This is a genomic window from Gordonia sp. GN26, assembly GCF_054823965.1.
Map to the genome: position 1 here is coordinate 40,321 of NZ_JSYC01000017.1, position 14,375 is coordinate 54,695.

A 14,375-nucleotide genomic window follows, 5' to 3' on the forward strand; every position below is an offset into this window, starting at 1 on the left:
TCGGCGAGAACCGTTGTCCCCGCCGCGCCCGTCGGAGACGCTGGGTGCATGCTCGCACTCGACGACCCCGCCTTCCTCTCGCGTTTCCACACCGGGTCCCCGGTGCAGCAGGTCGGCGACTCCCCGTTCTTCGCCGTTGGTTCCTGGGAGCTCATCGCCGAGGTGGTGCGACGACCCGGGGACTTCTCGTCGAACCTGACCGCCACGATGGTCTGCCACGACGACGGGTCGGTGTCGGAGTTCCCGGTCGCCGGACTCGGCGATGCGATGCACGTCCTGGCCACCGCCGACGGCCCGCGCCACCGCCTCCACCGGTCGCTGGTCATGCCGTCGCTGACACCTGCTCGCATCCGGGCCCTGGAGCCCTTCGTCGCCGAGGTCGTGGACGCCGCCTGGTCCGAGGGACTCGACGGCGACGCAATCGACTGGACAACAGCTGTGGCACAACGTGTCCCGATCACCGTGGTCACCGAGCTGCTCGGCCTGCCACACGGGGACATCGACGATCTCGCCCGCTGGGCCGGTGCGACCAACGTGCTGATCGACGGCGTCATCACCCCCGGCCAACTCACCACCGCGATCACGGCGGTCGCCCAACTCACCGCCTACCTCGGCGACCGACTGGACTCGGCACTACGCAACGACAGGGCCGGCACGCCAGAACGAGGGGTGCTCGACGACATCGCGTCGGCCGTGGCCCGCAACGACCTGGACCACCCGGCGGCGGTGATGATTCTCCTGCAACTCGTCGCGGCGGGGTCCGACTCCACCGTCAGCCTGCTGACCGATGCGGTCCGGCTTCTGGCGCAACACCCCGAGGTCGCCGCACGGTTACGTCGCGACCCCGACCTCATCCCAGCATTCGTCGAGGAGGCCCTGCGCCTGGAATCACCGTTCCGCGGCCACTTCCGGCACGTCGTCGCCGACACCACACTCGGCGACTCCCACCTCCCCGCCGGCTCCCACATCTTTCTCATGTGGCGCGTGGCCAACCGCGACCCCGAGCACTTCGACGCCGCGCCGACCGTCGACCTCGACCGCGCCGCTGCCCGGTCCGGGCACGGCTCACACCTGGCGTTCGGCAAGGGCCTACATCTCTGCGTGGGAGCCGGCCTGGCCCGCCTGCAGGGTCGTCTGGCGATCACCCGGTTGCTCGATGCCACAACGGATTTCCGCCAGACCACGACCCGGGAGCTGACGCTCGTCCGGTGATCGGGAACCGCACGGCGCCCGTTTGCGTCCAAGAAGGACCCAGCCAAGCCCGCCGAACGGAGTCTTCGTGGTCCGAGTCCTGTACGTCCGCCTACTGCTCACCCTCCTGACCAGCACCGCCCTGTGTCTGGCGGTGTTCTCCCCCGCCACTGCGGCACCGGCGCCCGGCGTCGACCCTGACCACGAGGCCCAACCGGTCACGATCACCCTCACCTCCGACCGGCAACACAACGGCGCCGCCGTGTGGTTCGACGCCGCCGGCCGACTCCGCACCCAGACCGACGTCCCGCTCACCCATCAGGACGGCCACACGAAGCTGTGGTCGGCATCGCTGGTGTACACAAGACATTCGCCGGACAAACCACTCGACGCGCTATTCCAGTCCGGCGGAGGCTTTTCCAGATGTCAGATCTGGGTCGAGTCCAAACTCGTCGCCGAGGACACCGCTCGTGGACACGAACCGACGAGCAGGTGCCGAGCACGCAATTGAGCCAGGTTTCGAACTTACAGGGAGGAATCGGAAGCAGAATCGTACTCTGTCTCTCGTCGTGATCATGTGAGCGGAGAACCACCATGGCGGAGCGCATCGAGACCGGAGCGGTCGGAGACAGCGGCAAGGCCCGCGTCGTTGATGATCCCGGCAACAAGGGCCTGCGTCTCGGTTCGATCGGGCTGATGGGCAACGTCATCATCGGCTTGTCCGCCGTCGCACCGGCTTACAGCCTCGCTGCCACTCTCGGTTTCGTGGTCGACAGCGTCGGCGCAAAGGCCCCGGCGATGTTCGTCCTCGCCTTCATTCCGATGTTGCTCGTGGCCTTCGCCTATCGCGAACTGTCCCGCGACACCCCGGACTGCGGCACGACATTCACTTGGGGCACAAAGGCTTTCGGACCGTGGATCGGCTGGATTGGCGGGTGGGGCCTGACCGTGTCCGCGATCATCGTGCTCGCCAACGTTTCCGAGATCGCCGCGCTGTACCTGTTCAAGTTCCTCGGCCTCCACGGCCTGGCCGACAGTCTGCTGGCGAAGATCCTGCTCGGCAGTTTCTTCATCATCGCCATGACCTGGATCAGCATCCGCGGAATCGTCATCAGCGAACGCATGCAGGCGATCCTGATGTTCATCCAGTTCGCCGTGCTCATCATCGCGAGCGTGATCGCGCTGGTGAAGGTCGGCACCGGCCGGGCCGGCGACCAGGCGATCACACCGGAGTGGTCCTGGTTGTGGCCCAGTGGTCTCGACCAGTCTCAGATCGCTGCGGCGGTCATCCTGTGCATCTTCATCTACTGGGGCTGGGATGCGTGCCTGGCGATCAGCGAGGAGACCAAGGACCCCGACAAGACCCCGGGCCGAGCCGCCCTCCTCACGTGCGTGATCCTGGTCGCCACCTACGTGTTGGTCGCCTACGCGATCCAGTCGTTCGCCGGGTTCGGCGACACCGGGATCGGACTGGGGAACGACGCGAACGACGAGGACGTCCTGACGATCCTGGGCGAGCCGGTGGCCGGCGCGATCATGTCGTCGGCACTGCTGCTGACGGTCTGCGTCTCCGCGCTGTCCTCGACCCAGTCCACGATCCTGCCCACCGCACGCGGCAGCCTGTCGATGGCCGTCTACAAGGCACTGCCCGAGAAGTTCGCCTCGATCCACCCGCGCTACATGACCCCCGCCTTCGGCACCGGCGTCATGGGTGCCGCGGCCCTCACCTTCTACCTGGTCCTGTCCCTGCTCAGCCAGGACACCCTCGCCGACTCCATCTCCTCCCTCGGACTGGCGGTCGCCTTCTACTACGGGATCACCGCCTTCGCCTGCGTCTGGTACTTCCGTTCGACCCTGTTCGCCTCCGCACGGAACTTCTTCCTGCGCGGCCTCTTCCCGTTCCTCGGCGGCATCGCCATGGCGGCGGCATTCATCCGCTCGGCGATCGACATGATCTCGCCGGACTACGGCGCCACCTCGGTCGGCGGGATCGGTGGCGTCTTCGTCCTCGGAGTGGGCATGCTGGTTCTCGGAATCCCCCTGATGCTCGCCTGTTTCGCCCACAACAGCGACTTCTTCCGGGGCAAGACACTGACCGCGACCACCGAGGTGAAGGTTCCCGATGTCTACTGAGACCGCCGCAACCCGCCCTGACGCAGAGACGCCCATCGCCCCGACCGACGACCCGGGCACTCCCCGGCTCACCGTCGGATACCTCGCGACCCCCTCGGGCGCCGACGGGGTCGTCCTCGCCGTGGCGCTCGCCCGGGTCACCGGCGCGGCCATCGACCTGGTGTGCGTGGTTCGCCCGACGCCCTACGACGGCCAGCCCGGACTCGCCCAGTATCAACAGCGCATCGAGGCGCAGGCCGCCGACTGGCTCCGCGAGGGCGCCGAGCTGATCCCCCCCGGCTTCTCCTATCGCACCGTCGTCACGGTCAACGAGTCCTTTGCCGACGGGCTCGCCTCCCACGCGGTCGACACCGCGGCCAAGATGATCGTCGTCGGCGGCACGGGCGACGGGTTGCTGAGTCGCCACACGCTCGGCACCGTCAGCAACGAACTCGTCCACTCCTCACCTGTTCCGGTCGCATTGGCACCGCGCGGATATGCGGATCGGGTGGACGCGGTCCTCGACATGGTGACCGTCGCCGTCCCGGTCAGACCCGGCGAAGACAATCCGCTCCCGTTCGCCGAGAAACTCGCCGAACGCGCCAAGCTCGACCTCCGACTGCTCTCCCTGGTCTCCCTCGAATCGCCCTTCGACGACGACTCGTCGAGAGACGTGCGCGCCGCCCAGATCGCCGTCGCGCGTGAACTCCTCGAGAAGACCCGCTCCGAGATGAATCCCGAACTCGAGGTCGACGTCCTCGTCGCCGACGGCACGACGCTCGACGAGGCGCTGGCCAATCTCCCCTGGGACGCCAACGACATCGTCGCCATCGGCTCCGGTCACCTCGGATCACCCAACCGGGTCTTCCTCGGCAGCACCGCCTCTCGTATCCTCCGGTGGACCACAGCACCGGTTATCGTGGTCCCCAAGAGCGGCTGACCGAACCCGCACCGACCACGGAGACCGACACCGACTTGACCGACCAACGTGCGCGAGTGCTCGAGATCCGCCATGCCGACTCCGAGCCTCCGGGTTTCTACGGCCCACCGCTGACCGACCTCGCGGACGTCACCACCTTGCGGATCTGGCGCGAGCCGGTGCCCACTGACCTGACCGGGTTCGACGCCGTAGTGACCCTCGGCGGCGCCATGGGACTCGGTGATGCCCAACGCATCCCGTGGATAGCCGACGAGATCTCGCTCCTGCGCCGGGCGCTCGACCTGGACATCCCGATCTGGGGCGTATGTCTCGGCGCCCAGATGCTGGCCGCCGCGCTGGACGCCGACGTGTACACGGCCTCCTCACCGGAGGTCGGCATCCACACCGTCACATTGAACGATGCGGGCGCCGCCGATCCGGTCTGGGGCACCGCGCGCGACGACACGTCCGGAACGGTGCCGCCGGAATTCGACGTCGTGCAATGGCATTTCGACACATTCACACTCCCGCCGGGGGCCACGCTGCTGGCGTCGTCGTCGACATGTGTCAATCAGTTGTACCGCCACGGGAAGTCGTACGGCGTGCAGTTCCACCTCGAGGCCGGCGGTGAGCTCGTCGGCGAATGGCTCGACTCCACCGAGTCACGATCGCTGATCACCGAGACCATCGGCGCCGAGGCCACCGATCGTTTCCCCGGCGACGCCGCAGCCACCGAACCCGTCACCATCCCGCTCGCGCGCACCGTGCTGACCCGGTGGCTGACCGGAGTGGTCCGCGGCTGACGGCATCAGCTGTCGAATCCCAGTCCGATCCGGTCCAGCAGCGTGAGCCATGCGCCGCGGCGACCGTTGCGACGTTCGCTGCGCGCCATCTGATGTCGGGTGAGAGTGATTCCCGCCCAGCGGATCGGTTCCGGCGGGAACGGTAAAGGCTTGCGGCGCACCATCTCCAGGGCGGTGCGTTCGGTCCGTAGACCGTCGACGAGGTCGAGTGCGGTGGCAGCCGCGAAATGCGAAGCGCCGACGCCGAGTCCGGTGAAACCGACCGCCGTCACCACGCGCCCACCGTGGGAGGTGTCCCAGAAGGCGCAGAACCGCGAGCAGGTGTCGATCACCCCGCCCCAGGTGTGCGTCGCGGTGATCCCCTCGAGCTGCGGAAACATCTGCAGGAGATGCTCACCGAGCAGCGCCCATTCACCGGGCTGATGGGCGCGGCGGGGGTCGTCGTCGGACCCGAAGTGATACGGGGCATCCCAACCGCCGAACAGCATCCGGTTGTCGGCGGTGAGCCGAAAGTAGTGGAAGCGTGGACCACTGTCGGCGAGTCCCTCGCGCCCCGCCCAGCCCAGGGAGGCGAGCTGATCGTCCGACAACGGTTCGGTCATCAGCGCGTAGTCCCACACCGGAACCGTGTAGAGCCGTAGTCTACGGACCAAGGAACGGCTCGCCGACGTCGCGACGACGACCCGACCGGCGCGCACCTGCCCGAAATCCGTTCGGGCGCAGACCTCGTCACCCGATGCACCCGTGGCCAGACCCAGAACCTCGGTGCTCTCGAAGATCCGTACGCCGAGCCGTTCGGCTGCCTCGGCGAGGCCGAACGCAAGTTTGGCGGGGTCGAGGATCGAGACATGCGGGTCGTACAGGGCACCACGGACCATCGGGGAGTTGACGCGTTCCCGGGCCGCGGACGCGTCGAGCAGGACGAGATCCTCGCCGAGTGCCTGCCCGGCGGCCGCGGTCTCGGCGAGGTCGTCGAACTGCCAGTCGGTGGTCGCGAGATCGAGTTCACCGGTGCGCTCGACGTCGGCGTCGATGCCCAGGCGGGTCAGGGTGTCGACGATGGCGTCGAGGGTCTCGCGACCCATGCGCAGCAGCGTCGGCATCTCGTCGGGGAACCGCTGCAGTCCGTTGCCGAGTCCATGTGTGAGACTGGCCGCGCAGAAGCCTCCGTTGCGTCCGGAGGCGTGTTCGGCGAGCCGGTCGCGTTCGACGAGCACGATCGATCGGGAGGGATCGCGTTCGGCGGCTTGCACGGCCGCCCACAGGCCGGTGAAGCCACCGCCGACCACCAGCAGATCGGCGGTGGTCTCGCCGACGAGTCGGGGCCGGGGTTCGGGACGCAGGTCGCGGTCGAGCCAGAAGGGGCGGGCCGCGGCCCGCGCGACCACCTCGGCCCCCCGCTGGGTCGGCCGCGAGGCCCACCTCCGGTCGGTCACGCCGTCGGACCGCCCAGGGTGAAGATCGTTCGGTGCCATTCCTTTTCGGCGACGCCGTGGATGTCGCTCATGACGTGCTTGATCAGCAGGTACTCGTCGAGCGAGTAGGTCGACATGTCCTTGCCGAAGCCGGAGGCACCGAATCCGCCGTGCGGCATCTCGCTGATGATCGGGATGTGGTCGTTGATCCAGACGCACCCGGCGTGAATCTCACGCGAAGCACGTTGCGCGCGATACACATCGCGCGTCCATGCCGACGCCGCGAGGCCGTACGGGGTGTCGTTGGCGCGACGGATCGCGTCGTCGTCATCGGTGAAACGACTGACCGCGAGCACCGGCCCGAACACCTCGTCGCGGTAGATCTCCGAGTCCTCGGCCACGTCGGCGACGAGCGTGGGCGGGTAGAAGGCGCCCGGACCGTCGGGGACGCCACCGCCGGTGACCACGCGCGCGCCGGCCGCCCGCGCACGGTCCACCATCCCGGCCACCTTGTCGCGGTGGCGCCGGGAGATGAGGGAGCCCAGATCCGTTGCCGAGTCGGTCGGATCGCCGATGACGACCCGCGACATGAGGTCCGCGACGCCGTCGACGAAGTCGTCGTAGAGCGCGGGCGCGACGATCGCACGGGTGGCCGCGGTGCAGTCCTGACCGCCGTTGATGATCGAGCCCGCGACCGCACCGTGGATCGCGGCCTGCAGGTCGGCGTCGTCGAAGACGACGAACGGCGCCTTGCCGCCGAGTTCGAGCTGGATGCGGGCCCCGTTGGTGGCGGCCTGCGCCATCACCTGCCGGCCGACCGCGCTCGAACCGGTGAAGGTCACCATGTCGACGTCGGGATGCCCGGCGAGATGGGCGCCGGCTTCCGGGCCGGTGCCGACGACGATGTTGAGGACACCGTCGGGCAGCCCTGCCTCGGTGGCGATGCGGGCCATCGTCAGCGTGGTCAGCGGCGTGATCTCGGCGGGTTTCAACACCACCGCACAGCCGGCGGCGAGTGCCGGGATGACCTTCCACACCGCCATCTGCAGCGGATAGTTCCACGGCGTGATGGTGCCGACGACCCCGACGGGTTCCCGGCGGATCGACGAGGTGTGGTCCCCCGAATACTCCCCGCTCGCCTTGCCCTCAAGATTCCGTGCGACTCCGGCGAAGAAGTCGACGTTGTCGATCGATCCGGGGATGTCGAACTCGGTCGCGAGCCGAACCGGTTTACCGGTGTGGGCGACCTCTTCGGCGATCAGCAGGCCGGACTCGGCGTCGAGCGCCCTGGCCAACGCGAGCAGGACTCCCGCGCGCTCGGCCGGCGTCGCACGACCCCAGGCGGGCTGCGCAGCGCGAGCACTGGCCACCGCGGCATCGACGTCACCGCGACCTGCGAGTTTCACGGTCGCGACCGGCTCATCCGTGGCAGGATTGATCACGATGTGATCGGCACCGGTCGAGTGATGGGGCTTTCCGTCGATCCAGCCGGACGGAATGCTGGTTGGAGAGGACATACCCCCAGATCCTACCGCCGCCGTTGCGGATTCACGTGTCGAAATCCGGTTTCGTTGCGGATTCAGTCGTCTGTGTTGCGGTCCGCTTCGGAATCCGTCACGATCATGGGGTGGCTGACCCTGCATCCACACAGCTGGACGCAACTGCGAAGAAGATCATCGAACTCCTGCAGGCCGATGGTCGGAGCAGCTATGCCTCCATCGGCAAGGAAGTCGGTCTGTCCGAGGCCGCCGTCCGCAACCGGGTCCAGAAGCTCAGCGAGAGCGGACTCATGCAGATCGTCGCGGTCACCGATCCCCTCAAGCTCGGGTTCGCCCGCCAGGCGATGATCGGAATCCGCTGTGTGGGTGACACCCAGGCTCTGGCGCAACACCTCGCCGAACACCCCGAGATCGACTACGTCCTGCTGACCGCGGGATCGTTCGACATCCTGATCGAGGTCGTCTGCGAGAACGACGACCATCTCCTGGAGATCCTGAACAAAAAGGTGCGCGTGCACCCGGAGGTCGTCGGCACCGAGACCCTCGTCTACCTCAAACTCGTCAAACAGCAATACAACTGGGGAACCAGATGACCGACTGGAAGTCACGATGACACTGACCGCACCCTCGACACCACCCGATTCCGCCCGGTCGCTCGGCGAGCGCAGTGCGGCGCACCTCTGGGGACACTTCGCCCGGCACGGCGACGCCATCACGCCGCCGGTGATCACCCGCGGCGAGGGTATGCGCATCTTCGACGATCAGGGACGCAGCTACCTCGATGCGCTCGCCGGACTCTTCGTCGTGCAAGTGGGTCACGGTCGGGAGGAACTGGCCGAGGCCGCCGCCAAGCAGGCGAAAGATCTCGCCTTCTTCCCGTTGTGGTCGTACGCGACTCCCCCGGCCATCGAACTCGCCGAACGTCTCGCGGCCTATGCGCCCGGCGACCTCAACCGCGTCTTCTTCACCACCGGTGGCGGCGAAGCCGTCGAGAGTGCCTGGAAGCTGGCCAAGCAGTACTTCAAGCTCGTCGGGAAACCCGGTAAGTACAAGGTGATCTCGCGTGCGGTCGCCTACCACGGCACCCCGCAGGGTGCCCTCGCCATCACCGGCGTGCCGGCCCTCAAGGAGGCCTTCGAGCCGTTGACGCCCGGGGCTTTCCGCGTGCCGAACACCAACATCTACCGGGCGGCCGACGACCTGTCCGGCGACCCGAAGAAGTTCGGTCGCTGGGCCGCCGACCGCATCGCCGAGGCGATCGAGTTCGAGGGCCCCGACACGGTCGCGGCGGTCTTCCTCGAGCCGGTCCAGAACGCCGGCGGTTGCTTCCCGCCGCCGCCCGGCTACTTCGAGCGGGTCCGCGAGATCTGCGACGAATACGACGTCCTCCTCGTCTCCGATGAGGTGATCTGCGCGTTCGGCCGCATCGGATCGATGTTCGCCTGCGACGACTTCGGTTACGTCCCCGACATCATCACCTGCGCCAAGGGCATGACATCGGGCTACTCCCCGATCGGCGCGATGATCGCCAGCGACCGTCTCTTCGAACCGTTCCGCGACGGCACCACGACGTTCGCGCACGGTTACACCTTCGGCGGGCACCCGGTGTCGGCGGCGGTCGCGCTGGCCAACCTCGACATCTTCGAGCGCGAGGGCCTCAACGACCACGTCAAGACCCAGGCACCGGCGTTCCGGGCGACCCTCGAGAAGCTCCACGACCTGCCGATCGTCGGCGACGTGCGTGGCGAGGGGTACTTCTACGGGATCGAGCTCGTGAAGGACAAGGCCACCAAGGAGACGTTCACGGCGGCGGAGTCCGAACGCATCCTGCGCGGATTCCTCTCCACCGCACTGTTCGACGCCGGGCTCTACTGCCGCGCCGACGACCGCGGCGACCCCGTCGTCCAGCTCGCCCCGCCGCTCATCGCGGGCCAGGCCGAGTTCGACGAGATCGAGCAGATCCTGCGGTCGGTACTGGGCCAGGCGTACTCGCTGCTGTAGTCCGCGCGGCCGAACGTCGGACACGGCCGCTCCGCGAGTCCTGAGCCTGCCCGGTTCCGCTGGTAACGTGCGGTCGGTGACCTCGGGGTGGACTCGCCGGACCTCATCGGCGCTCGTCGCCGCCCTGCTCGGGCTTCTGCTGTGCGTGATCGCCGCAGGTCCGGCGGGCGTCGGACGAGCCGGGGCCGTTCCCGTCCCGACCGGTGCACCACCGGCCTTCACAACGCCCGTGACCGACCACTGTCCGCACAAGACCGGCACCCCGCCGGCCGTCGACGAGTCCGAGGTCGTCGCACCCGGCTCGACGACCCCGACCCCGCTGCCGGTCCCCACTCCGGCGATCGGGGGCGAGGACCTCGGGTACTGCGGCGTCGTCGCCGACCCTGCCGCGGGTCCGGTTCCCTCTCGGCTCACCTCGGCCGGGTGGCTGATCGCCGACCTCGACTCGGGCAACGTCATCGCGGCCAAGGATCCGCACGGGCGGTACCGGCCGGCGTCGACGATCAAGGTGCTGCTCGCGCTCATCGTGCTCGACGAACTCGATCTCGACGCGACGGTCGTCCCGACGACAGAGGACTGGGGCACCGAGGGCGACTCCTGCGGGATGGGGCCAGGCGGTCGCTACACCGTCCGCGACCTGCTGACCGGCCTTCTCATGGTGTCGGGCAACGACTGCGCCAACGCTCTCGCGCGCGAACTCGGCGGTGTGGAGACCACGCTGGAGAAGATGAACGAACGCGCCCGCGAGCTGGGTGCCGCCGACACCCGCGCGGCCAGTCCGTCGGGTCTCGACGCCGCCGGGATGTCCTCCTCGTCGTACGATCTCGCCTTGATCTACCGGGAAGCCATGGCGCAGGAGACCTTCCGGGAGTTGATCGCCAAGCCCACCTTCCGGTTCCCCGGGTATCCCCGCCGACCCGATGTGCCCGGCGACAAGGACCATCCGGCGTACGACATGTACAGCAGCAACCGCCTTTTGGTGGACGGTTATCCGGGCATGCTCGGCGGCAAGACCGGATACACCGACGACGCCCGCAAGACCTACGTCGGCGCAGCCGAGCGCGACGGACGTCGCATACTCGTCGTCCAGATGTACGGACTGTCGGTCGAGGGCGACATGTACTGGGACCAGGCGCGGGAGATGTTCGAGTACGGTTTCCGAGCCGACCCGAACATCTCGGTTGGACGCCTTGTCGAATCATCCGGCGAGGCAGTCGAAACCACCGCACCGCGAGCCGCGTCGTCGGCGGACTCCCACCTCGCGAGCACCGGTTCCGACGCCGCCTCCCCCATCTCGGTCCGCATCCTCATCGGACTCGTCGCAGCCCTCGCCGCCGTGGTCCTGTTGCTGGTGGGATTGAGGCTCTTCGGACGTAGGTGACGCTCAACCGCCGGCCGACTCCGACACGACCCCATCCGACGCGGGTGCCAATCGGTGGAACCCACTGCGGTGGAAGACCAATGGAGAAGTGGCCGGATCGGTGTCGAGGGTATGTACACGCAGCAGTATGACGAGGTGATCACCCGCATCGAGCTCGGCGTACACCGACGTCGTCAGCCATCCGCTCGCGTCCCGCAGGACGATGCTCCCGTCGTCGAGCGAATCCCAATCGACGCCGGCGAAGCGGTCTCCGTGTTTCGTCGATAGCCTCAGGCAGACCTCACCGTGCTGTTCGGCGAGAATCGTGACCCCGAGTCGCGCTGCCGCACGGAGGTCCGGCCACGTCTGCGACGATCGTTGGACGCAGACCGACACCAACGGCGGGTCGAGCGACACTGCTGTGAATGTGCTCGCCGCCATTCCCACCGGGCGCCCGTCTCGCATGGCGCACAACGCCACGACGCCGGACGGGAAGGCACCGAACGCTTCTCGGAGACGGCTCGGGACGAGATCGGTCTGTTCTCTCATCGCATGACTTCTCTCTCGTAGTGCTTCTCACAGATCGAGCACCAGTCGAGACGTGCAGGACCGGGACACACAGGTCATGATCACGTCGCCGGCTTCCCGTTCGTCGTCGGTGAGTACGGAATCACGGTGCTCGGGTACGCCGTCGAGCACAGTGGCCTCGCACGTGCCGCAAGTCCCCTCGCGACAGGAGGAGGAGACGATAACCCCGCCGACTCTCTCGACGGCTTCGAGGATCGTTTCATCATCCGCGACAGTCACTGTTACCCCGGACATCTGGCACTCGACCTCAAAGGGCGTATCACCGACGCGGGGCCCCACCGGCTCGGCCGGGCTGAAGCGTTCCGTATGGACGGCTCCGTGCGGCCACGACTCCGTCTCCGATTCGATGGCCGTCAGCAGCCCCTCGGGTCCGCAGCAGTACACGCCGACACCTTCTCGTGGTTCACCGAGGATCCACGTCAGGTTCAACAGGCCGACCTCGTCCTGCGGGTAAAGGTGCACTTTGTCGCCGTAGCCGGCAATCTCATCGGCAAAGGCCATCGAACCGCGGGTACGACCGCCGTAGTGCAGCGACCACGGGACACCCCGCGTCTCGGCCTCGCGGAGCATCGGCAGGATGGGCGTCACCCCGATCCCACCCGCTATGAACAGGTACTCGGCAGCGTCCTCGAGCGGGAAGTGGTTGCGCGGTCCGCGGACGCGGACGCGGTCGCCGCAGGAGAGTCGATGAGCACGTTCGGAGCCGCCGCGACTTTGACGTTCCCGCAGAACCGCGATACGCCATGTCGGCTCGAGGGGTGACCCGCACAGCGAATACTGCCGAACCAGGTCGTTGCCGAGGTCGAGGTCGATGTGGGCGCCCGGCGAGAAGTGCGGTAGTGCAGTTCCGTCATCCGCTTCCAGTCTCAGACTCACCACGTTGACGCCCTCGAAGCAGACGCTATGGACCTTCACGTCGATCCACTCGACATCGTCTGGCGTGCCGGCGGCCGGGTCTTTGACTGCGGAAGATTGAGTCATTCGAAGTCACCCGACCGAATCCGAAGGCATACCCGCACTTTCGAGGCGTGGCCGGCTCCGAAACCGTCCACGGTCATCGACGCGTGCCGCGGGCGTCGATGACGCGGCGTGCCTTGAAGGTGGTCGGTTCCAGAGTGCCCGGCGTCAGCACCTCGAACGGGATCCGGATTCCCAACCGTTGCTTCAACACAGCCTCGGCGCGGCCGACGAGCCCGCCCTGGGCTTCGGTACGTCGGTCGTCATCCATTGCCTGCCAGGCCTCGTGTGTACCGGCCGAGACCTCGGCGTGAACTGCGATCTCGTCGAGTGCACCTTCGGTGTGGACATGAATCCGGAATTCGGGTCCGAGTTCAGGGATGTCACGCAACGCGGTCTCGACGGCGCTCGGGTAGATGTTGGCACCCCGGATGACGAGCATGTCGTCGAGACGTCCGAGCACACCCTCGGGCATGCGCGGGTAGGTTCGGCCGCACACGCACGGGGTGTCGTCGAGGTACGTCTCGTCGCCGGGCGCGAATCGGATCATCGGTTGGGATTCTCGCCATAGGTGCGTGTAGATCACGGCGCCACGTTCGCCGACAGGGATCGCCAGATTGTGGTCGTCCCGATCGACGACCTCGGTGTAGACCTCATCGGTGATCAGGTGCGTGCCGGTACCCGCCTCGCATCCGACGCTGGTCTGGAACGGATACATCTCCGAGGTCGAACCGGCATCGGCAACCGTTGCGCCCCAGCCCTCTTCAATGATCCGTCGCGTGCCGGGCAGGCTCCCACCGGGTTCGCCGCCGACCAGCACGTGCCGTACCGAACTGGCCCGCAGGTCGATCCCCATCCGCTCCGCCACGGACAGCAGGTGAATGCAGTACGACGGGGTCGCACTGAACACCGTCGAGCCGAGAGTGCGGATCATCTCGATGTGTTTCTCGGAATCGGTGACCCCCAGGGGGAAGACCGTGGCGCCGATGCGTTCCACGCCCTGTAGGACACCCCAGCCACCGAAGAACAGTCCGAACGGGAAACCGATTTGGACGATGTCGTCGGGGCGCACACCTGCACACCACTGCGCCATGGCGTGTACATCGGCGGCCCGGTCCCAGTCACCGCGGGACACCGCATACATCGTCGGGGTCCCCGACGTGCCCGATGACCCATGGACGCGCGCAATACCACCGGCGCCGAAATCCTTTGTGTACGAGCCGAACGGTGGATGCTCCTGCTGATCTGCGACAAGCATCTTCTTGGTGATGATCGGAACCTTTGCCGTGAAGTCCGCAAGCGACGTCACGTCTTCGGGCCGAAACCCATGCTTGTCGTAATGGCGCCGATAGAACGGCAGCTCGTCGTACACATAGCGCAGCTGGAGCTGGATCCGCTCGAGAATCCGACGATCCCGGTCCTCGGGGTCGAGTGTTTCGCGGGCCTCGTCCCAGTATCGGCGAGTCGCGTAATGGGAGGCTGAGTCAGCGTCGGCGGCGGTAGCGGCAAGCGCTTGTGAAGGGGGCATCG

At 67.2% G+C, this 14,375-nt stretch carries 13 protein-coding genes; 8 read left to right on the forward strand and 5 right to left on the reverse strand.

The annotated features are described in order from the left end of the window. Positions 1–48: 48 nt before the first annotated feature. The 5 genes from OK17_RS06290 to OK17_RS06310 all read left to right on the forward strand — a co-directional run bounded on the left by OK17_RS06290 (position 49) and on the right by OK17_RS06310 (position 5,025). The gene (locus OK17_RS06290; RefSeq protein WP_232718091.1) at positions 49–1,212 is read left to right on the forward strand and encodes a cytochrome P450; all 1,164 of its coding nucleotides are present in this window, start codon (positions 49–51) and stop codon (positions 1,210–1,212) included. A 67-nt stretch (positions 1,213–1,279) separates the two neighbouring features. Continuing rightward, positions 1,280–1,702, forward strand: a complete 423-nt coding sequence (locus tag OK17_RS06295) for a hypothetical protein (protein WP_232718090.1) — start codon at positions 1,280–1,282, stop codon at positions 1,700–1,702. A gap of 83 nt (positions 1,703–1,785) precedes the next feature. Next, the gene (locus OK17_RS06300) at positions 1,786–3,324 is read left to right on the forward strand and encodes an APC family permease (RefSeq protein ID WP_232718089.1); all 1,539 of its coding nucleotides are present in this window, start codon (positions 1,786–1,788) and stop codon (positions 3,322–3,324) included. Beyond that, on the forward strand, positions 3,314–4,243 hold the full coding sequence (locus tag OK17_RS06305) for a universal stress protein (protein WP_461416960.1): 930 nt from the start codon (positions 3,314–3,316) through the stop codon (positions 4,241–4,243). The genes OK17_RS06300 and OK17_RS06305 overlap by 11 nt, the downstream gene beginning before the upstream one ends. 35 nt (positions 4,244–4,278) lie before the next feature. Beyond that, positions 4,279–5,025, forward strand: coding sequence for a type 1 glutamine amidotransferase (locus tag OK17_RS06310; RefSeq protein WP_232718087.1), 747 nt, complete (start codon positions 4,279–4,281; stop codon positions 5,023–5,025). A 5-nt stretch (positions 5,026–5,030) separates the two neighbouring features. On the opposite strand, the gene OK17_RS06315 is transcribed toward OK17_RS06310, so the two are convergent. Next, entirely contained in the window at positions 5,031–6,461 is a 1,431-nt protein-coding gene (locus tag OK17_RS06315; protein WP_461416961.1) for an NAD(P)/FAD-dependent oxidoreductase, read from the reverse strand. Beyond that, a complete protein-coding gene (locus OK17_RS06320) occupies positions 6,458–7,957 on the reverse strand; it encodes a gamma-aminobutyraldehyde dehydrogenase (protein ID WP_461416962.1) in 1,500 nt (499 codons plus the stop codon). The genes OK17_RS06315 and OK17_RS06320 overlap by 4 nt, the downstream gene beginning before the upstream one ends. Positions 7,958–8,067: 110 nt before the next feature. Here OK17_RS06320 and OK17_RS06325 point away from each other — a divergent pair, with 110 nt between their 5' ends. The 3 genes from OK17_RS06325 to OK17_RS06335 all read left to right on the forward strand — a co-directional run bounded on the left by OK17_RS06325 (position 8,068) and on the right by OK17_RS06335 (position 11,321). After that, positions 8,068–8,532: an Lrp/AsnC family transcriptional regulator gene (locus tag OK17_RS06325; protein ID WP_006865946.1), complete on the forward strand. Its 465-nt coding sequence runs from the start codon at positions 8,068–8,070 to the stop codon at positions 8,530–8,532. A 16-nt stretch (positions 8,533–8,548) separates the two neighbouring features. Then, a complete protein-coding gene (locus OK17_RS06330; RefSeq protein ID WP_461416963.1) occupies positions 8,549–9,940 on the forward strand; it encodes an aspartate aminotransferase family protein in 1,392 nt (463 codons plus the stop codon). 76 nt (positions 9,941–10,016) lie between these two features. Then, positions 10,017–11,321, forward strand: coding sequence for a D-alanyl-D-alanine carboxypeptidase family protein (locus tag OK17_RS06335; protein ID WP_461416964.1), 1,305 nt, complete (start codon positions 10,017–10,019; stop codon positions 11,319–11,321). Positions 11,322–11,324: 3 nt separating this feature from the next. On the opposite strand, the gene OK17_RS06340 is transcribed toward OK17_RS06335, so the two are convergent. The 3 genes from OK17_RS06340 to OK17_RS06350 form a co-directional block, all read right to left on the reverse strand. After that, the gene (locus OK17_RS06340) at positions 11,325–11,849 is read right to left on the reverse strand and encodes a flavin reductase family protein (protein WP_461416965.1); all 525 of its coding nucleotides are present in this window, start codon (positions 11,847–11,849) and stop codon (positions 11,325–11,327) included. A 27-nt stretch (positions 11,850–11,876) separates the two neighbouring features. Further along, on the reverse strand, positions 11,877–12,869 hold the full coding sequence (locus OK17_RS06345) for a PDR/VanB family oxidoreductase (RefSeq protein ID WP_461416966.1): 993 nt from the start codon (positions 12,867–12,869) through the stop codon (positions 11,877–11,879). A gap of 73 nt (positions 12,870–12,942) precedes the next feature. Beyond that, positions 12,943–14,373 carry a phenylacetate--CoA ligase family protein gene (locus OK17_RS06350; protein ID WP_461416967.1) on the reverse strand — a complete coding sequence of 477 codons (1,431 nt, stop codon included), beginning with the start codon at positions 14,371–14,373 and terminating at the stop codon, positions 12,943–12,945. Positions 14,374–14,375: the final 2 nt, after the last annotated feature.